The sequence below is a fragment of the Enterobacter hormaechei subsp. xiangfangensis genome (genome assembly GCF_001729785.1).
GTDB lineage: Bacteria > Pseudomonadota > Gammaproteobacteria > Enterobacterales > Enterobacteriaceae > Enterobacter > Enterobacter hormaechei_C.
On the sequence record NZ_CP017183.1, the window covers coordinates 395832 to 412438 of the forward strand.

Below are 16607 nucleotides of genomic sequence, written 5' to 3' on the forward strand. Positions count from 1 at the left end.
ACCCGATTTCATGATAATTATTAATCTGTGAAATATGTCACCGCTTTAATATTTCCAGAAAAAATATCCGTGCAAACCGATTGAAATTTGGCTAACCGTCGCCATCTCTTATCTACGCGCTTCGCGAACACATTCAGTCAGGGGCCAGAAGGCACCTGCCATACAGGAGATGCCAGTGCGCTGGATACCATTTATTGCTTTCTTTCTTTATGTTTACATTGAAATTTCGATTTTCATCCAGGTTGCCCATGTGCTGGGCGTCCTGCTGACTCTGATTCTGGTGATCTTCACCTCCGTCATCGGCATGTCGCTGGTGCGCAATCAGGGTTTCAAAAATTTCCTGTTAATGCAGCAGAAGATGGCCGCAGGCGAAAGCCCGGCCGCCGAGATGATCAAAAGCGTGTCGCTGATTATTGCTGGTTTGCTGCTGATCCTGCCGGGCTTCTTTACAGACTTCCTCGGCCTGCTGTTGCTGTTGCCGCCGGTGCAGAAGCACCTGACCATGAAGCTGCTGCCGCATCTGCGTTTCAGCCGTATGCCAGGCGGTGGTTTCAGCACCGGCCCGGGGGATACCTTTGAAGGGGAATACCAGCGTAAGGATGAGCAGCGCGACCGGTTAGATCATAAAGACGATCGGTGAGTTTCTGGCCCGGTGGCGCTCGCTCACCGGGCCTGCGGAGCTTGTCGCTTCGGTAAAAACACCCACAGCCCCGCCAGCATGACGATGGCGTACACACTCTTCCATCCCACCATCGCCAGCAGCATCAGGCACAGGACACACCCGACAGCCGCCAGCGCCTTAAAGCGTCCTTTCAGTAGCCGACAGCCCGCCAGCATGCACAGCAGGTAGATCATGATGAAAATACCGTTGGCGTAGACAATCAGCGCGTCAAGGTTGATGTCGAGGAGATAAATGGCCAGGGAACTCACCACGCAGCAGCCCAGTACGGTATTCAGCGCATTCACCGGAAGCTGACGCTTTGACAGGCGTGAGAGGGGGCTATCCGGTTTATAAAGTGCCTGAGACCACACCAGCCGGGCGAAGCTCTGAATATAAATGTTGAGGCTGGCAAAGCAGGCGAGATAGCCAATCACGCAGGCTACCCACAGGGCTTTAACACCAAACAGCTGCACCACGATGCCCGGCAGCGACGCGGCGGCGGCTTTCTCTTCACTGAACGCGTTGAAGTGCAGCACCAGTACGGTACAGGCCCAGTACACGGTGCCCGCCAGCAGCAGGCCAATCATCAGAGCGCGGGGAAAGTCACGCTCGGGCTGTTTAAACTCGGATGCCAGATGAGCGAACGCCTCCAGACCGACGAAACACCAGAACATGACGGATAGTGCAGCGAAAAGCTGTGCGTGGTCGATGTCGTTAATCGCGGGGAAAGGGATATCCGCCACCGTAATGTCACCCGCAAACCAGATGGCGACGATCAGCGCGACAATTAACACGGCGACCAGCGTTTGCAGATTGGCGCTGGAACTGGCCCCTCGCGAGCCAACCCACCAGACAATCGCCAGCGTACCGATTTCAGCCAGCAGCAGTTGTTCATCGTGCCAGCCAAACAGCGCCTGTCCGAAGCCGGTTGCGATATGCAGGGCTGCCGGAAGGCCAACGGGTATCACCGACAAAAATAGCCAGCCGGTGACACGCTCCATCCGCGGCCCAAACGCCATGCCGACAAAATGCGCTACGCCGCCTGCGCTCGGGAAGTGCCGCCCGAGTATGGCAAAGACAATCGCCACCGGAAACACCAGCACGATCAGCACCGGCCATGCCCAAAGACTGTTATTGCCGGCAACCAACGCCGCCAGCGCGGGAACCGCAAATACCCCCGTGCCTAACAAAGACGTTGAGAGTAAGCCAATGCCCTGCGCCAGCCCCAACTCCTGCCTGAGTCCACTCATTTACCTCGTCCCGCCACCATCAAAAGAGAGTGGATGGTAACACTTTCGCAAATTTTTTTTCGATTACCCCTTGAAGGGGTAAAAAGCTATCCCCATCTCTCAGGGCACTAGCCGGAAAACCGCATGCGGGCCGGCGTCATCCATAACTGATAATGACTTTCTCAAAGGAGAGCTATCAATGAGTATTCGTCCGTTACATGATCGTGTGATCGTCAAACGTAAAGAAGTTGAAACCAAGTCTGCTGGCGGCATCGTTCTGACCGGTTCAGCAGCAGCAAAATCAACGCGTGGCGAAATCATCGCTGTCGGTAAGGGCCGCATCCTGGAAAACGGAACTGTGCAGCCACTGGACGTTAAAGTTGGTGACATCGTCATTTTCAACGATGGCTACGGCGTGAAATCCGAGAAGATCGACAATGAAGAAGTGTTGATCATGTCCGAGAGCGACATTCTGGCAATTGTTGAAGCGTAATTAACGCACGAAAACTGTACGAATTTGAGGAAATAAGAACATGGCAGCTAAAGACGTAAAATTCGGTAACGACGCTCGTGTAAAAATGCTCCGCGGCGTAAACGTACTGGCAGACGCAGTGAAAGTCACTCTCGGCCCGAAAGGCCGTAACGTAGTGCTGGACAAATCCTTCGGCGCGCCAACCATCACCAAAGATGGTGTTTCTGTTGCACGTGAAATCGAGCTGGAAGACAAGTTCGAAAACATGGGCGCACAGATGGTGAAAGAAGTTGCCTCTAAAGCGAACGACGCTGCCGGTGACGGTACCACCACCGCGACCGTACTGGCGCAGGCGATCATCACCGAAGGCCTGAAAGCCGTTGCTGCGGGCATGAACCCAATGGATCTGAAACGTGGTATCGACAAAGCCGTCGCTTCCGCTGTTGAAGAACTGAAAGCGCTGTCCGTACCGTGCTCTGACTCTAAAGCCATTGCTCAGGTTGGTACTATCTCCGCTAACTCCGACGAAACCGTAGGTAAACTGATCGCTGAAGCGATGGATAAAGTCGGTAAAGAAGGCGTGATCACCGTTGAAGACGGTACTGGTCTGGAAGACGAACTGGACGTGGTTGAAGGTATGCAGTTCGACCGCGGTTACCTGTCCCCATACTTCATCAACAAGCCAGAAACTGGCGCTGTTGAGCTGGAAAGCCCGTTCATCCTGCTGGCTGACAAGAAAATCTCCAACATCCGCGAAATGCTGCCAGTGCTGGAAGCCGTTGCGAAAGCAGGCAAGCCGCTGGTAATCATTGCTGAAGACGTTGAAGGCGAAGCGCTGGCGACCCTGGTGGTTAACACCATGCGTGGCATCGTGAAAGTGGCAGCGGTTAAAGCACCTGGCTTCGGCGATCGTCGTAAGGCGATGCTCCAGGATATCGCTACCCTGACCGGCGGTACCGTGATCTCCGAAGAGATCGGTATGGAGCTGGAAAAAGCGACTCTGGAAGACCTGGGCCAGGCGAAACGCGTTGTGATCAACAAAGACACCACCACCATCATCGACGGTGTGGGTGAAGAAGCCGCTATTCAGGGCCGTGTTGGTCAGATCCGTAAGCAGATCGAAGAAGCAACTTCCGATTACGACCGTGAAAAACTCCAGGAGCGCGTAGCGAAACTGGCAGGTGGCGTAGCGGTAATCAAAGTCGGTGCGGCTACCGAAGTTGAAATGAAAGAGAAGAAAGCACGCGTTGACGACGCCCTGCACGCGACCCGTGCTGCGGTAGAAGAAGGCGTGGTTGCTGGTGGTGGTGTCGCGCTGGTGCGTGTAGCCGCTAAACTGGCTGGCCTGACTGCTCAGAACGAAGACCAGAACGTGGGTATCAAAGTTGCGCTGCGCGCAATGGAAGCTCCGCTGCGTCAGATCGTGTCCAACGCCGGTGAAGAGCCGTCTGTGGTTGCGAACAAGGTGAAAGCGGGTGAAGGTAACTACGGTTACAACGCGGCAACTGAAGAATACGGCAACATGATCGACTTCGGTATCCTGGATCCAACTAAAGTGACCCGTTCTGCTCTGCAATACGCGGCATCTGTAGCTGGCCTGATGATCACGACCGAGTGCATGGTGACCGACCTGCCTAAAGGCGACGCGCCTGACTTAGGTGCTGCTGGTGGTATGGGCGGCATGGGTGGCATGGGCGGCATGATGTAATCATGCTGTTCTGAACCTCTCAGAACGAGCCCCGGGCAGCAATGCCCGGGGTTTTTTATTATCTTCTACTCAAACGTGCCTTTCACGCACACCACGCCTTCACGCACCATATGGCGGCCTTTCGCCCAGACCTCACGGAGCTTCAGGTCATCCGTCAGCACCAGGAAATCGGCATCGCATCCGGGCGCGATCCGCCCTTTATGCTCCAGACCGAGAAACTCCGCCACGTTACGCGTAAATGGCAGAAGTGCCTCCTCCAGAGGCAGGTGATACCGGCCGACCAGCTGCTGTAGCGTATCAAGCAGGGACTCAAAACCCGCCACGCCAATGCCAACAAGATTACCGTTTGCGTCAAAATTCGGCTGGCTGCCGTTGCCATCCGAGCTGAGCGTGAGCCGGTTAAACGGCACCTGCGCGTCACGGGCCGTCGCGATGGCGGTAGCGGCATCAATGGGCTCACTGATGCTGGTGGTGATGTCGATGTACCCCCCTTCGCGGGCATAGTCCAGTGCGGCGTGGAACAGTGCCTGGGCGCGGTTGACGTGGGTTGGCAGCAGCTTCGTGCGAGGCACGTCGGCGTTATTCAGGATGTTAAGCAGTGGCTCCAGCAGTTTAGGGCTGTTGCCGAGGTGAAATACGGATATCCCCGCTTTGGCGCCCAGCAGCCCGCCGACGCGTGACTGGGCGGCCATATTCGCGAGCTGGTCATCTGCCGGTGCGGAAGAGCGATGGTCAGAAATCGCGCATTTCACGCCAATGATTTTATCAATTAGCGCCACATCCTTTTCGATACTGCCAGTGATCGTCGGAGAAGGCAGGCCATACGCGCCTGTCAGCATCCATGCGCTGATCCCTTCATGCTCAAGTGCCCGCGTTTTCGCCAGCAGCGACTCGGGATGGCGGGTCACGCCGTCGGTGCCCAGCAGGCCTACAACGGAGGTGATGCCAGCCGCCACCAGCGCAGACAATCGTACCTCTGGCGTCCGGGTGTGGGGACCGGCTTCACCGCCGCCGCCAATCAGGTGTACATGCTGATCGATAAACCCCGGGCAAACCACCGCTCCGGCGAGATCGCTTTCAGGGCAGTCTGGCCTCATTGTGGCGTGGCCAGCTTTTTCGACTGCGACGATTTTTCCTCCGGCAATCAGCAGATCGCAATGCCCAAGATCCTCGGGAGCGTAAAGCTGCGCATTGCGGAAAAGGTGCGGTTCCAGCACTGAAAAATCCATTTTTATCTCCTCAGAAGAGTAGTTGCATCACCCACATTGAGAGCAGGGCGTTAATGACGCAGACAGCGATGATGTGCGGATAATACTTCGGGTTGACGCCTGCGGTGCCAAGGCAACGGCCCGTGTTTTGCACCGGATTACCCATCAGATAGATGGCGGGCAGCAGGATGGTGGCATCGTGACCGTTGAGCGTGCCGGCAGCGACCAGACTGGCGCAGACCCCCACACCGCCCCCCATGCTCATCACCGAGGCCAGAAGAACCGTTGCCGCCGCACCCGGAAGTCCCCACAGAGCCATGATGGGCTCGCATACCCTGCCGACAATATCCAGCAGGCCGGTTACCTTGAGCGCCTGAATGATAACAAACGCCATGACCACGTTCGGCAGCAGGCTGGTGGTGGCGATGGTAAAGCCGCGGCGGGCGCCATCGATAAACAAGTCCATGATATTTTTACGCGACTGGGCGATCATTTTTCCTCCTGAGCGCAGCGAACTTCCATGTGGGCGATCCACAGTCGCAGAAAGTTCGCGCCAACAAATTTGAACACCAGAATGACGGCAAGCGGCGTGATTACCGGGACGGTAATAAAGGTAAAGAGTGCAGCGCCGGAAGAAAAATAGTTGGTAATAATGGCGCTACCGCTGGTCTGGAAGGTGGCGAAAATGGCGCGCTCATGGTCAGTAATCGCCCCTTCGTTGGTCAACTCTTTGGTCATCCCTGCGGCAGCATCAGTATTTTGCAGGTTGGCGATAAGCGCCAGAGAGCAAATGCCCGGCACGCCGAGCAGCGGGCGCAGAATGGGCGTCATAAGCTGTTGTGCGGCGCGCAGCCCGCCCAGCCCCTCGGTAACGGCAATGATCCCGAGCGATAAAATGACCGAGGGCGCCAGTTCAAGGGCAAACAAAAACCCATCTTTCGCTCCCGTGCCGCCCTCGCCGCGAAACGTCAGCGCACCGTTCACCGGTCCAAAGCTGCCGTTCAGGACGGTAAAATCCAGCACGCGCCACCATTCGGTACTTTTGGCGAAAAAACCTGAGAAAAATACGATGGTGAGCACGAACGCCAGATAGCCCACCCAGGTTACTTTTTCCTCTCCTGAGGATGATGCACTCATGAAACCCCCTTTTTTGAGTCGCGTACAAAAGTTGTACGTCGCATCACTAAAAACGATCGGGGGCTAAAACACGATATCCCAAAGGTTATTATCAGAATTCATTTAAGATGTCGGAGGAGTGCCAGCGGAATCTGGCTCGCAGAAATGCTCAGCATTTTTCTTTTGGTCATCTTTTTAGTATAAGGTTTACACGCGGACAACTACTGTCCAGCTTATTGAAAACGAGGAATAACATGCGCATAAAAGTCTGTGCAGGGATTGTAGGTGCAGCATTGCTGCTGGCGGGTTGTAGCACCAGCAATGAGCTGACGGCAGCGGGCCAGAGCGTTCGCTTTGTGGAAGATAAGCCGGGCAGCGAATGCCAGCTGTTAGGCACCGCCACTGGCGAGCAAAGCAACTGGATGTCGGGGCAGCACGGCGAAGAGGGCGGCTCTATGCGCGGTGCGGCCAATGCCCTGCGTAATCAGGCTGCGGCAATGGGCGGCAACGTGATTTACGGGGTGAGCAGCCCGACGCAGGGGATGCTGTCCAGCTTTGTGCCAACCGCCAGCCAGATGAACGGCCAGGTCTATAAGTGCCCGAACTGATATAACCGTTTGATGGCGCTGCCGCTTTATCTCCAGGGCAGGTAAGCGTAGCGCCACCTGCCTTTTTACTGCTGACGCAGCTGCAAATCCAGCGGCGTCTTACTCGGCTCTCCGCCAATCTCACGTGCCAGCTTCGGCACCATATAACCTGAAACCAGCGTTAACAGCTCGCGCATAATCTTCCGGGCCTCTTCATCTGTCACCATGAAGTGCGCCGCGCCCTGGACGCGATCCAGAACATGCAGGTAATAGGGCATAACGCCCGCATCAAATAAGGCATTGCTGAGATCGGCCAGCACGCGGGCGCTGTCGTTCACGCCGCGCAGTAATACGCTCTGGTTGAGCAGCGTCACGCCTGCCTTTCGCATACGCGCCATTGCCTCACGAAAGTCCGCGTCAATTTCATTCGCGTGGTTGATATGGTTTACCAGCAGCACCTGCAAACGGGACTGCTCCAGGCGCGTGACCAGGGCGTCGGTGATACGCGCCGGGATGACGATCGGTAAACGGCTGTGAATGCGCAGACGCTTAATGTGCGGGATGGTCTCAAGCTGAGTCAGCAGCCAGTCCAGCTCATGATCTTTTGCCATCAGCGGGTCGCCGCCGGAAAAGATGATTTCATCCAGTTCCGGGTGCGCCGTGATGTAGTCCAGCGCCACCTGCCAGTTGCGCTTATTGCCCTGGTTTTCGGCGTACGGGAAGTGGCGACGGAAGCAATAGCGGCAATTTACCGCGCAACCGCCCTTAACCAGCAGCAGGGCACGATTGCGGTATTTATGCAGCAAACCCGGTACGACACTGTTCTGCTCTTGCAGCGGATCGGTGCTGTAGCCGGGGGCGGTAATAAACTCATCCTGAGAGGTAAGCGTTTGTTTTAATAACGGATCATCAGGATTGCCCTTTTCCATTCGGGCAACAAACGCGCGGGGAACGCGCAGGGCGAAAAGGCGTTTCGCCTCACGACCTGCACGCAACGCTTCGTGCTGTTCGAGGTCTAAAAGACGCAGCAATTCATCAGGACTGGTGATTACATCGGCAAGTTGCGATAACCAATCTTCTCTGGACGGGGTGTTTAGGGTTACAATATGCGCCATTTTGTGGCTTAGCTACCAGTTAACAAATTTAGAGGGCCTTATGGCAACGTACTATAGCAACGATTTTCGTGCTGGTCTTAAAATCATGATGGACGGCGAACCGTACGCGGTTGAAGCCAGCGAATTCGTTAAACCAGGTAAAGGCCAGGCATTCGCACGCGTAAAGCTGCGTCGCCTGCTGACCGGTACCCGTGTTGAGAAAACCTTCAAATCTACTGACTCCGCTGAAGGCGCTGATGTTGTCGATATGAACCTGACTTACCTGTACAACGACGGTGAGTTCTGGCACTTCATGAACAACGAAACCTTCGAGCAGCTGTCTGCGGACGCAAAAGCGATTGGTGACAACGCCAAGTGGCTGCTGGATCAGGCTGAGTGCATCGTGACCCTGTGGAACGGTCAGCCTATCGCGGTTACGCCTCCGAACTTCGTTGAGCTGGAAATCGTTGAAACCGATCCAGGTCTGAAAGGTGATACCGCAGGTACTGGCGGCAAGCCTGCCACTCTGTCTACCGGCGCTGTGGTGAAAGTGCCACTGTTCGTACAGATCGGTGAAGTGATCAAAGTGGATACCCGCTCCGGCGAATACGTATCCCGCGTGAAGTAATTTACGTCATGATGTAAGGCGCAGCGCCCGCTGCGCCTGATTTTGCAGGCAGGGAAGATGAAACGTACCGTTAAAATTCTGCTTCTGTTAGCGCTCTCCAGCGCAATTCTCTCCGGTTGCAACACCGCGCGTGGCATGGGTGAAGATATCCAGGATCTCGGCCATATCATTTCCCATGCGGCCAGCTAATTCCGTCTAATTTTCCTAAAAATTCTTCCTTTTCCGTCAAACGACAAGATCTTGTCTATTCTTAAGTTGCTATACACAAAATAACTTTGGCTATAAAAGGAAGATATTATGGTTAAGAAAACAATTGCAGCGATCTTTTCTGTTCTGGTGCTTTCTTCGGTACTGACTGCATGTAACACCACCCGTGGCGTAGGGGAAGATATCTCCGACGGTGGTAACGCGATTTCTGGCGCAGCAACCAAAGCTCAGAACTAATGAAAGCGACGGTACGGCAGGTCATTTCACCGTACCGTCAATTCTCCACTTCCTGTAGCGATAAAAACGGGGAGTAGCGCGTATCCATATGTAGCTTCATGCGGATATTGCGTTTGTACGTGTACACCGTTTTTCCGTTAATGCGCAGATTGCTGGCAATTTTCTGGTTGCTCGCGCCATCCATCCACAGGCTAAGAACTCTCTCTTCCTGACGCGTCAGTAACGGTGCCGCCATCTCCGGAAGCTCCGCGCTTGCGCATGACGTTAGCGCGTCATTTATCACCGCCGCTAGTTTTTCCAGATCGGTATTTTTGGAAAGAGAAGACCATATCGGGAACTGCGCCAGATAATCTGTCATCTCTTGCTCCTGGCCTGATTGCAGCATAATAAAAGGCAATGTTTCGCTGGCAATCAGCAGGGAGGATAGCTGCTGAAAATGGTGTAAATCCTGCCGGAAGCCAGATAAATCAGCGATGACCAGCGCAGGTTTCCATTGCAGGATATGCTCTCTGGCGAGGAAAAGATTATTTACCCCGGTTACGACGAAATGACCCGAAAACAGGTCTGAATGATTGACCCAGGCTTCAAATCCCGTGCGGGTGAAGTGACAACGGTCAATCAAAAGAATTTTAAACATAAAATTTTCGCAGTCGGCTAGTGGTTTGGCTTCCTGCCATCAGAAAGCCTATCATCATAGAGAAGTCGGATGAGTCATAAATGCCTGAACTCCGTGTCTTACAGAGGCTATTTCTTGCCTTAACATGTTCAGCAGAAAAAGTTTGAAAAAAAATTCCATGCTAACCAAAATATAAGGCGCAACCTCAGCCTTGCGGGACGACCCGTAAGCGCTTCATTCATCGGGGACGGCCCCAACTTGTCGTTAAGTTAAGGAGCCTGATATGTCCTGGATCGTTCTTGTTATTGCCGGTTTGCTCGAAGTGGTATGGGCAATTGGCCTGAAATATACCCATGGTTTTACCCGCCTGACGCCCAGCGTCATCACTATCGCCGCAATGATTGTCAGTATCGTCATGTTGTCATGGGCGATGCGAAGCTTGCCAGTCGGAACGGCTTACGCTGTCTGGACGGGAATTGGCGCGGTAGGGGCTGCCATTACCGGTATTCTGCTGCTGGGGGAGTCTGCGAGCCTGGCGCGCATCGCCAGCCTCGCGTTAATCGTCGCGGGTATCATCGGGTTAAAACTCAGTACCCACTAATGCGGCTGTTTTACCCAGATTAATTTCGTCACGTCAAACCCTTGCCGGGTCGCTATGTCCAGCATCTGCTGTTTCATTTCCGCCGGGATCGTTGGCGTGCGGGAGAGGATCCACAGATAGTTGCGATCCGGCCCACACACCAGCGCATGGCGGTACTCTCTGTCCAGCGCAATGACGTTATACCCGCCGTAGAATGGGCCGATGAAAGAGACTTTCATGGCCGCGCGGTTAGACGCGCCGGTGAAATAGGCCTGACCAACTGACTGCTGCCACATCTGGCGATCCGGGTTATAGCCGCGGTTAATGACCCGGATCCCGCCGTCATCCATCGCGCTGTAGTTGACCGTGACTTTTTCTAAGCCCCGTTCGAACTGATGGTCCATTCGGGCGATTTCATACCAGGTGCCGAGGAAGCGCTGTGCGTCGAAATTACTGACTACCGTGACGCCAGGCGGAGGAGTAGGGGAACTGCAAGCAACCACTAAAAACGCGGCTGTTACTGCGGCAATAACAGGCAGAATGCGCATAGGAGTTTCCTTACTGTTTTTTGTTAAGTGTAGATGACAGCAGGGAAAATGCGGGAGATTGTGTAGGGTGTTTTGCCGGGTGGCGGCTTCGCCTTACCCGGCCTACAAAGTTCACGCGTTGTGTAGGCCGGGTAAGCGCAGCGCCACCCGGCAATGTTTTACTGAAGCGCCTTGAGGATATGGTATGCCGCCTCAACGCGTGCCGGGTTCGGATAGCTTTTATTCGCGAGCATCACAATACCGATCTGCTTTTCAGGAATAAAGGCCACGTAGCTGCCAAACCCGCCAGTAGAACCCGTTTTATGGACCCAGGACGCTTTGACCGGGGGAGCCGGTGGATTCACTTCTGCCACGGGTAACGGCGCCAGCGCTACCTTACTGTCGCTGCCTTCGACCACCGTGTTGGCCTCCACGGGCCAGTTGAGCATCTCCCAGCCCAGACCCTGATACATTGACCCGATACGCCAGTAGCGCGACTGCGCCAGCGCGATGCCCTGCTTAAGTGAGGCATCGGCAACCTTCTCCGGCGCCATGTTTGCCATGACCCAGTTCGCCATATCCTGCACGTTGGTTTTCACGCCATAGGCTTGTGCATCCAGCATTCCCGGCGAAACGCGAACCGCTTTACCGTCACGATAGCCCCAGGCGTAATGCGCCTCTTCCGCTTTCGGAACGTTAATCCAGGTATGGTCCAGCTTGAGCGGCTTAAGGACCCGCGTCGTCATGGCCTGCTCATAGGGCATGCCAGAAGGTTTGACCGCCAGCGCGCCAAAAAGACCGATGCTGGCGTTGGCGTAAAGACGCGTTGTGCCAGGCTTCCACTGCGGCTGCCAGTTTTGATAAAAGCGCAGCAGGGAGGCGTTATCCGTGACCTCATCCGGTACCTGTAGCGGCAGGCCGCCAGCGGTGTAGGTGGCGAGATCCAGCATACGAATACCCTGCCACTGCTTGCCTGTCAGCTGTGGCCAGTATCTGGTCACCGGATCGTCCAGCGAAATTTCACCGCGAGCAATGGCATCCCCACCTAAAACGCCGGTGAAGGTTTTACTTATAGAACCCAGCTCGAACAGGGTCTGAGGCGTAACGGGTTTATTCGCCGCGATATCGGCCTTGCCAAACGTGTAATAGTGCGATTTTCCCTGATAAATAACGGCCACCGCCATGCCTGGAACAGACTGGGCTTTCATCAGCGGGGTAACCGTATTCGCGACCACCTCCGCCAGCTGTTTTTCTGATACTGGCGCGGCGAGAGCAGAGCAAGAGAGGCCCAGCAGCAGGGCGCAGCAAAGGGATTTTTTCATCATCAGTAATCTTCCGTAATAGCGAGTCAAGGGGATGTCCGGGCCCATCAGACAGGCGTAGTCTGTTGGATTTGACTGTGCCTGACAAACGGTTAAATTTAGCATTAGCTGTTAATTTTTCTAACGGAAGAGACCATGACGCGAAGCTATCTCCCCCTCAATTCGCTTCGAGCTTTTGAAGCCGCCGCGAGACATCTCAGCTTTACGCATGCGGCCATTGAGCTGAACGTGACCCATTCAGCCATTAGCCAGCATGTGAAAACGCTGGAGCAGCACCTGAACTGTCAGCTGTTCGTTCGCGTGTCGCGCGGGCTGATGTTGACTACCGAGGGTGAAAATTTACTGCCGGTGTTGAATGATTCTTTCGATCGTATAGCCGGAATGCTGGATCGCTTCGCTAACCATCGTGCGCAGGAGAAGCTGAAAATCGGCGTGGTGGGTACATTTGCCACCGGGGTTTTATTCTCGCAGCTGGAGGATTTTCGCCGTGGCTATCCGCACATCGATCTTCAGCTTTCCACCCATAACAACCGCGTTGATCCGGCTGCCGAAGGGCTTGACTATACGATCCGCTACGGTGGCGGGGCGTGGCACGGCACCGAGGCTGAATTCCTTTGTCATGCGCCGCTCGCGCCGCTGTGTACGCCCGATATCGCCGCCAGTCTGCACAGTCCGGCCGACATCCTCAGGTTTACGCTGCTGCGCTCTTACCGACGCGATGAATGGACCGCGTGGATGCAGGCGGCCGGCGAGCATCCCCCTTCGCCAACGCACCGCGTGATGGTATTTGATTCGTCCGTGACCATGCTGGAGGCCGCTCAGGCAGGGGTGGGCATTGCCATTGCGCCTGTCGATATGTTTACCCATCTGTTAGCCAGCGAGCGCATTGTACAGCCCTTTGCGACGCAGATTGAGCTCGGCAGTTACTGGCTGACCCGATTGCAGTCCCGGGCAGAAACGCCAGCCATGCGCGAATTTTCCCGGTGGCTGGTGGAGAAGATGAAAAAGTAAAAAGCCCGCCGGATGGCGGGCCTGTTCAGTCAGATGGTGACCACGGCAATCAACGTGACGACCGTCAGAATGGTCGCCAGACCGTAGAAGACCCATTTACCGCTTGGCACATGGATTTTCAGATCGTGCATCGCATGGTGGATACGGTGCAGACCACACCACAGCGGCAGGACGATCATCAGGAAGATGAACACGCGGCCAATAAAGCTGCTCGCAAAGGCCAGTACGCGCTCATAGCTCAGCGCATCGCCCGGGAACAACCCCAGCGGCAGCATGATCCCGACCAGCAGGATAATGACCGGGGCAATAATGGCGCTCCACATGCCGCCTGCGCCAAACAGCCCCCAGAAAACCGGCTCGTCTGAACGTTTAGGATTTGGATTGATCACAGTAGTCTCCTTACCAAAACAGTGCGACAAACAGAATGACCACAGAGACAACTGCTGTCACTGCCCAGAGCCCTTTAATGACCGGCTCTGGCCCCATTTTTTCGCCTTTTACAATGATGTTCGCTGCTTTTGGCGCCAGTTCAAACCAGGTTTTGGTATGAAGCAGCGCGGCGGCGAGCACAATCAGGTTCAGTACTACGATGATTGGGTTTTGCAGGAAGCCCACAAAACTGGCCCAGGCTTCCGGGCCGTGCTTGAGGGCATACACCCCGTACATCAGTTCGAGGCTGAACCAGACCGCGGGAACTGCCGTGCCTTCACGCAGCATATAGAAGCGATAAAACGGCAGTTTTTTCCACCAGGTGGACGGCATTGGTCGCACGTAGGCTTTGCGTTTAGTCGTCATCATGCACTCCTTAGCGTGGTTTCAGGGTAGCGATAAGAAAGTCTTTCGAGCTTTCCACCTTACCCTGCTGAATGGCGGCGGCCGGGTCGACATGCTTCGGACAGACTTCGGAGCAGTAACCGACAAACGTGCAGGTCCAGACCCCGTTCTGGCTGTTCAACTGGGCCATACGTTCTTTTTTGCCGTGGTCGCGGCTGTCTTCGTTATAGCGGTGCGCCAGGGTAATGGCGGCCGGGCCGATAAACTCAGGGTTCAGGCCAAACTGTGGACAGGCGGCGTAGCACAGGCCGCAGTTGATGCAGCCGGAGAACTGATGGTATTTCGCCATCTGCGCGGGCGTCTGAGTGTTTGGCCCCTGATCCGGTGTGCGCGGGTTGCCGATGATGTACGGCTTAATCGCTTCGAGGCTTTCGATAAAGTGGGTCATGTCGACCACCAGATCGCGCTCAATCGGGAAATTGCCCAGCGCTTCAACCTTGATGCCTTTGGTGTAATCACGCAGGAAGGTTTTACACGCCAGCTTTGGCACCTTGTTGACCATCATGCCGCAGGAGCCGCAAATTGCCATGCGGCAGGACCAGCGGTAGCTCAGGTCTGGGGCCAGGTTATCTTTGATATAGCCGAGCGCATCCAGCAGGGAGGTTTGCTCGTCGTAAGGGACTTCATAGAAAGCGCTATGCGGCGCGGCGTCCACTTCCGGATTGTAGCGCACCACTTCAACTTTCAGTTTTTGCATCTCAGCCATTCGCCTTCTCCTTCTTATCGGCGGCTTCTGCTTCTGCACCGTACACGCGTTTCGCCGGTGGCAGCGTGGTGATTTTCACGTCGCTGTAGTCCAGACGGGTGGTGCCATCCGCATCGCGCCAGGCGAGAGTGTGTTTAAGGAAATTGACGTCGTCACGTTCAGTGCAGCCCTCATCCAGACGCTGGTGCGCGCCGCGGGACTCTTTACGCGCCAGGGCGGAATGGGCCATACATTCTGCGACGTTCAGGCCGTGGCCCAGTTCAATGGTATAAAGCAGTTCGGTATTGAATACGCTGGAAGTGTCGGTGATACGCACGCGCTTGAAGCGCTCCTGCAACTCCGCCAGCTTATCGACGGTTTTCTGCATCAGCTCTGGCGTACGGTAGATCCCGCAGCCTTCTTCCATCGACAGCCCCATTTCGTCGCGGATCTTCGACCAGTTTTCGTTACCTTCCTGGTTCACCAGGTCTTTCAGGCGTTTTTCGACGTCTACAACCTGCGCATCCAGCGCCGCGCTGTTAGCTTCACCTGCCGTTGCGGCACGCTCCACCGCACGTTCGCCCGCCATGCGACCAAAGACCACCAGCTCAGCCAGCGAGTTCGAGCCCAGACGGTTTGCGCCGTGCAGACCGACGGAGGAACACTCGCCCACCGCAAACAGCCCTTTGATGCGGGTTTCGCACTGCTGATCGGTTTCGATGCCGCCCATGGTGTAGTGCGCGGTTGGACGCACCGGGATCGGTTCTTTCACCGGATCGACGCCCACATACGCTTTCGCCAGCTCGCAGATAAACGGCAGACGCTCCAGCAGTTTCTTCTCGCCGAGATGACGCAGGTCGAGATGCACCACGTCGCCGCGCGGCGTTGAGATGGTGTTGCCTTTGCGCCACTCGTGCCAGAAAGCCTGAGAGACTTTGTCGCGAGGGCCGAGTTCCATGTATTTGTTTTTCGGCTCGCCAAGTGGGGTTTCCGGACCCATGCCGTAATCCTGCAAATAGCGATAGCCGTTTTTGTTGACCAGAATTCCGCCTTCGCCGCGGCAGCCTTCCGTCATCAGTATGCCGGAGCCCGGTAGGCCGGTTGGGTGATACTGGACGAACTCCATATCACGCAGCGGGACGCCGTGGCTGAGCGCCATGCCCATACCGTCACCGGTGACGATGCCGCCGTTGGTGTTGTAGCGGTATACGCGGCCAGCGCCGCCCGTTGCCATCACCACCGCATTAGCGCGGATCTGGACAAGCGTGCCTTCCATCATGTTCATCGCCACCAGTCCGCGCGCATGACCGTCGTCGACCAGAATGTCGAGAACGAAATGTTCGTCAAAGCGCTGGATTTGTGGGAACTGGAGGGAGGTCTGGAACAGGGTGTGCAGCATGTGGAAGCCGGTCTTATCGGCGGCAAACCAGGTGCGTTCGATCTTCATGCCACCGAAGCGGCGGACGTTGACGCTCCCGTCCGGACGGCGGCTCCACGGGCATCCCCACTGTTCCAGCTGGGTCATCTCCGTTGGGCAATGGTGCACGAAGTAATCAACGACATCCTGTTCGCAAAGCCAGTCGCCCCCTGCAACCGTGTCGTGGAAATGGTATTCGAAGCTGTCATGATCCTGCGCGACGGCAGCGGATCCTCCTTCTGCGGCTACCGTGTGGCTGCGCATCGGATAGACTTTTGAAATCAATGCGATTTTAGCGTTCGGATTGGCTTGTGCCGCAGCAATTGCAGCGCGTAATCCAGCCCCGCCAGCGCCTATTACGGCAAGATCGGCTTGAAAAGTTTGCACGACATTCCTCCAGATTTTTGTTTTCCCGCAACGCGATGAGCTAAAGGACGTTCACCTGCCCGAACGGGCGATTGCGGAAGC

At 55.5% G+C, this 16607-nt stretch carries 21 protein-coding genes; 9 read left to right on the forward strand and 12 right to left on the reverse strand.

Translation table 11 applies throughout. The features are described from left to right. Positions 1 to 175: 175 nt before the first annotated feature. Entirely contained in the window at positions 176 to 640 is a 465-nt protein-coding gene (locus BFV63_RS01900; RefSeq protein ID WP_003855925.1) for an FxsA family protein, read from the forward strand. Between the two features lie 23 nt (positions 641 to 663). On the opposite strand, the gene yjeH is transcribed toward BFV63_RS01900, so the two are convergent. After that, a complete protein-coding gene (gene yjeH / locus BFV63_RS01905) occupies positions 664 to 1911 on the reverse strand; it encodes an L-methionine/branched-chain amino acid transporter (RefSeq protein ID WP_003855927.1) in 1248 nt (415 codons plus the stop codon). Positions 1912 to 2089: 178 nt separating this feature from the next. Here yjeH and BFV63_RS01910 point away from each other — a divergent pair, with 178 nt between their 5' ends. Further along, positions 2090 to 2383: a co-chaperone GroES gene (locus tag BFV63_RS01910; protein WP_003855929.1), complete on the forward strand. Its 294-nt coding sequence runs from the start codon at positions 2090 to 2092 to the stop codon at positions 2381 to 2383. A gap of 40 nt (positions 2384 to 2423) precedes the next feature. Then, the gene (groL, locus tag BFV63_RS01915) at positions 2424 to 4070 is read left to right on the forward strand and encodes a chaperonin GroEL (RefSeq protein ID WP_003855930.1); all 1647 of its coding nucleotides are present in this window, start codon (positions 2424 to 2426) and stop codon (positions 4068 to 4070) included. A gap of 65 nt (positions 4071 to 4135) precedes the next feature. Here groL and iadA read toward each other — a convergent pair whose 3' ends face one another. From iadA to BFV63_RS01930, 3 genes are read right to left on the reverse strand one after another with little or no spacing between them, the layout of a single operon-like run. Beyond that, entirely contained in the window at positions 4136 to 5299 is a 1164-nt protein-coding gene (gene iadA, locus BFV63_RS01920; RefSeq protein ID WP_069597427.1) for a beta-aspartyl-peptidase, read from the reverse strand. A 10-nt stretch (positions 5300 to 5309) separates the two neighbouring features. Next, a complete protein-coding gene (locus BFV63_RS01925; protein ID WP_032661233.1) occupies positions 5310 to 5771 on the reverse strand; it encodes a YjiG family protein in 462 nt (153 codons plus the stop codon). Then, positions 5768 to 6415 carry a nucleoside recognition domain-containing protein gene (locus BFV63_RS01930; protein WP_022650246.1) on the reverse strand — a complete coding sequence of 216 codons (648 nt, stop codon included), beginning with the start codon at positions 6413 to 6415 and terminating at the stop codon, positions 5768 to 5770. The genes BFV63_RS01925 and BFV63_RS01930 overlap by 4 nt, the downstream gene beginning before the upstream one ends. 233 nt (positions 6416 to 6648) lie before the next feature. Here BFV63_RS01930 and BFV63_RS01935 point away from each other — a divergent pair, with 233 nt between their 5' ends. Next, on the forward strand, positions 6649 to 7002 hold the full coding sequence (locus tag BFV63_RS01935) for a DUF4156 domain-containing protein (RefSeq protein WP_003855938.1): 354 nt from the start codon (positions 6649 to 6651) through the stop codon (positions 7000 to 7002). A 65-nt stretch (positions 7003 to 7067) separates the two neighbouring features. Here the strand turns inward: BFV63_RS01935 and epmB are convergent, their stop codons facing one another. Further along, positions 7068 to 8096 carry an EF-P beta-lysylation protein EpmB gene (epmB, locus tag BFV63_RS01940; protein WP_023315249.1) on the reverse strand — a complete coding sequence of 343 codons (1029 nt, stop codon included), beginning with the start codon at positions 8094 to 8096 and terminating at the stop codon, positions 7068 to 7070. Positions 8097 to 8136: 40 nt separating this feature from the next. On the opposite strand from epmB, the gene efp reads away from it, so the two are divergent. The 3 genes from efp (at position 8137) to ecnB (ending at position 9147) form a co-directional block, all read left to right on the forward strand. After that, complete coding sequence (gene efp / locus BFV63_RS01945) at positions 8137 to 8703, forward strand: elongation factor P (protein ID WP_003855940.1); 567 nt, start codon at positions 8137 to 8139, stop codon at positions 8701 to 8703. A 57-nt stretch (positions 8704 to 8760) separates the two neighbouring features. After that, positions 8761 to 8892, forward strand: a complete 132-nt coding sequence (locus tag BFV63_RS01950) for an entericidin A/B family lipoprotein (protein WP_003855941.1) — start codon at positions 8761 to 8763, stop codon at positions 8890 to 8892. Between the two features lie 108 nt (positions 8893 to 9000). Next, a complete protein-coding gene (gene ecnB, locus BFV63_RS01955) occupies positions 9001 to 9147 on the forward strand; it encodes a lipoprotein toxin entericidin B (protein WP_003855942.1) in 147 nt (48 codons plus the stop codon). 37 nt (positions 9148 to 9184) lie between these two features. On the opposite strand, the gene BFV63_RS01960 is transcribed toward ecnB, so the two are convergent. Further along, complete coding sequence (locus BFV63_RS01960; protein WP_022650247.1) at positions 9185 to 9784, reverse strand: helix-turn-helix transcriptional regulator; 600 nt, start codon at positions 9782 to 9784, stop codon at positions 9185 to 9187. Between the two features lie 262 nt (positions 9785 to 10046). Between BFV63_RS01960 and sugE the strand changes: the two genes are divergently transcribed. After that, complete coding sequence (gene sugE, locus BFV63_RS01965; RefSeq protein ID WP_003855944.1) at positions 10047 to 10364, forward strand: quaternary ammonium compound efflux SMR transporter SugE; 318 nt, start codon at positions 10047 to 10049, stop codon at positions 10362 to 10364. Here the strand turns inward: sugE and BFV63_RS01970 are convergent. Both BFV63_RS01970 and BFV63_RS01975 read right to left on the reverse strand, forming a co-directional pair. Beyond that, on the reverse strand, positions 10361 to 10891 hold the full coding sequence (locus tag BFV63_RS01970; protein ID WP_032661242.1) for a lipocalin family protein: 531 nt from the start codon (positions 10889 to 10891) through the stop codon (positions 10361 to 10363). The two genes, sugE and BFV63_RS01970, sit on opposite strands and share 4 nt — an antisense overlap. Before the next feature lie 158 nt (positions 10892 to 11049). Further along, positions 11050 to 12195, reverse strand: coding sequence for a cephalosporin-hydrolyzing class C beta-lactamase ACT-25 (locus tag BFV63_RS01975; protein ID WP_045351092.1), 1146 nt, complete (start codon positions 12193 to 12195; stop codon positions 11050 to 11052). A 132-nt stretch (positions 12196 to 12327) separates the two neighbouring features. Here BFV63_RS01975 and ampR point away from each other — a divergent pair, with 132 nt between their 5' ends. Then, positions 12328 to 13203 carry a LysR family transcriptional regulator AmpR gene (ampR, locus tag BFV63_RS01980; RefSeq protein WP_003855952.1) on the forward strand — a complete coding sequence of 292 codons (876 nt, stop codon included), beginning with the start codon at positions 12328 to 12330 and terminating at the stop codon, positions 13201 to 13203. A gap of 29 nt (positions 13204 to 13232) precedes the next feature. On the opposite strand, the gene frdD is transcribed toward ampR, so the two are convergent. Genes frdD through frdA form a run of 4 tightly spaced genes read right to left on the reverse strand, consistent with a single transcriptional unit; the run spans position 13233 to position 16526 of the window. Further along, on the reverse strand, positions 13233 to 13592 hold the full coding sequence (frdD, locus tag BFV63_RS01985; protein WP_000609653.1) for a fumarate reductase subunit FrdD: 360 nt from the start codon (positions 13590 to 13592) through the stop codon (positions 13233 to 13235). A gap of 10 nt (positions 13593 to 13602) precedes the next feature. After that, positions 13603 to 13998 carry a fumarate reductase subunit FrdC gene (gene frdC, locus BFV63_RS01990; RefSeq protein ID WP_003855953.1) on the reverse strand — a complete coding sequence of 132 codons (396 nt, stop codon included), beginning with the start codon at positions 13996 to 13998 and terminating at the stop codon, positions 13603 to 13605. A gap of 10 nt (positions 13999 to 14008) precedes the next feature. After that, positions 14009 to 14743 carry a succinate dehydrogenase/fumarate reductase iron-sulfur subunit gene (locus BFV63_RS01995; protein WP_003855955.1) on the reverse strand — a complete coding sequence of 245 codons (735 nt, stop codon included), beginning with the start codon at positions 14741 to 14743 and terminating at the stop codon, positions 14009 to 14011. Continuing rightward, on the reverse strand, positions 14736 to 16526 hold the full coding sequence (frdA, locus tag BFV63_RS02000) for a fumarate reductase (quinol) flavoprotein subunit (RefSeq protein ID WP_023324036.1): 1791 nt from the start codon (positions 16524 to 16526) through the stop codon (positions 14736 to 14738). The genes BFV63_RS01995 and frdA overlap by 8 nt, the downstream gene beginning before the upstream one ends. Positions 16527 to 16607: the final 81 nt, after the last annotated feature.

Coding starts and splice junctions, on each gene's coding strand:
- BFV63_RS01910 (WP_003855929.1), top strand. CDS start 2,090: ATGAGTATTCGTCCGTTACATGATCGTGTGATCGTCAAACGTAAAGAA.
- sugE (WP_003855944.1), top strand. CDS start 10,047: ATGTCCTGGATCGTTCTTGTTATTGCCGGTTTGCTCGAAGTGGTATGG.
- ecnB (WP_003855942.1), top strand. CDS start 9,001: ATGGTTAAGAAAACAATTGCAGCGATCTTTTCTGTTCTGGTGCTTTCT.
- frdC (WP_003855953.1), bottom strand. CDS start 13,998: ATGACGACTAAACGCAAAGCCTACGTGCGACCAATGCCGTCCACCTGG.
- BFV63_RS01935 (WP_003855938.1), top strand. CDS start 6,649: ATGCGCATAAAAGTCTGTGCAGGGATTGTAGGTGCAGCATTGCTGCTG.
- BFV63_RS01925 (WP_032661233.1), bottom strand. CDS start 5,771: ATGATCGCCCAGTCGCGTAAAAATATCATGGACTTGTTTATCGATGGC.
- BFV63_RS01960 (WP_022650247.1), bottom strand. CDS start 9,784: ATGTTTAAAATTCTTTTGATTGACCGTTGTCACTTCACCCGCACGGGA.
- BFV63_RS01995 (WP_003855955.1), bottom strand. CDS start 14,743: ATGGCTGAGATGCAAAAACTGAAAGTTGAAGTGGTGCGCTACAATCCG.
- BFV63_RS01970 (WP_032661242.1), bottom strand. CDS start 10,891: ATGCGCATTCTGCCTGTTATTGCCGCAGTAACAGCCGCGTTTTTAGTG.
- BFV63_RS01950 (WP_003855941.1), top strand. CDS start 8,761: ATGAAACGTACCGTTAAAATTCTGCTTCTGTTAGCGCTCTCCAGCGCA.
- iadA (WP_069597427.1), bottom strand. CDS start 5,299: ATGGATTTTTCAGTGCTGGAACCGCACCTTTTCCGCAATGCGCAGCTT.
- efp (WP_003855940.1), top strand. CDS start 8,137: ATGGCAACGTACTATAGCAACGATTTTCGTGCTGGTCTTAAAATCATG.
- groL (WP_003855930.1), top strand. CDS start 2,424: ATGGCAGCTAAAGACGTAAAATTCGGTAACGACGCTCGTGTAAAAATG.
- epmB (WP_023315249.1), bottom strand. CDS start 8,096: ATGGCGCATATTGTAACCCTAAACACCCCGTCCAGAGAAGATTGGTTA.
- BFV63_RS01975 (WP_045351092.1), bottom strand. CDS start 12,195: ATGATGAAAAAATCCCTTTGCTGCGCCCTGCTGCTGGGCCTCTCTTGC.
- BFV63_RS01930 (WP_022650246.1), bottom strand. CDS start 6,415: ATGAGTGCATCATCCTCAGGAGAGGAAAAAGTAACCTGGGTGGGCTAT.
- ampR (WP_003855952.1), top strand. CDS start 12,328: ATGACGCGAAGCTATCTCCCCCTCAATTCGCTTCGAGCTTTTGAAGCC.
- yjeH (WP_003855927.1), bottom strand. CDS start 1,911: ATGAGTGGACTCAGGCAGGAGTTGGGGCTGGCGCAGGGCATTGGCTTA.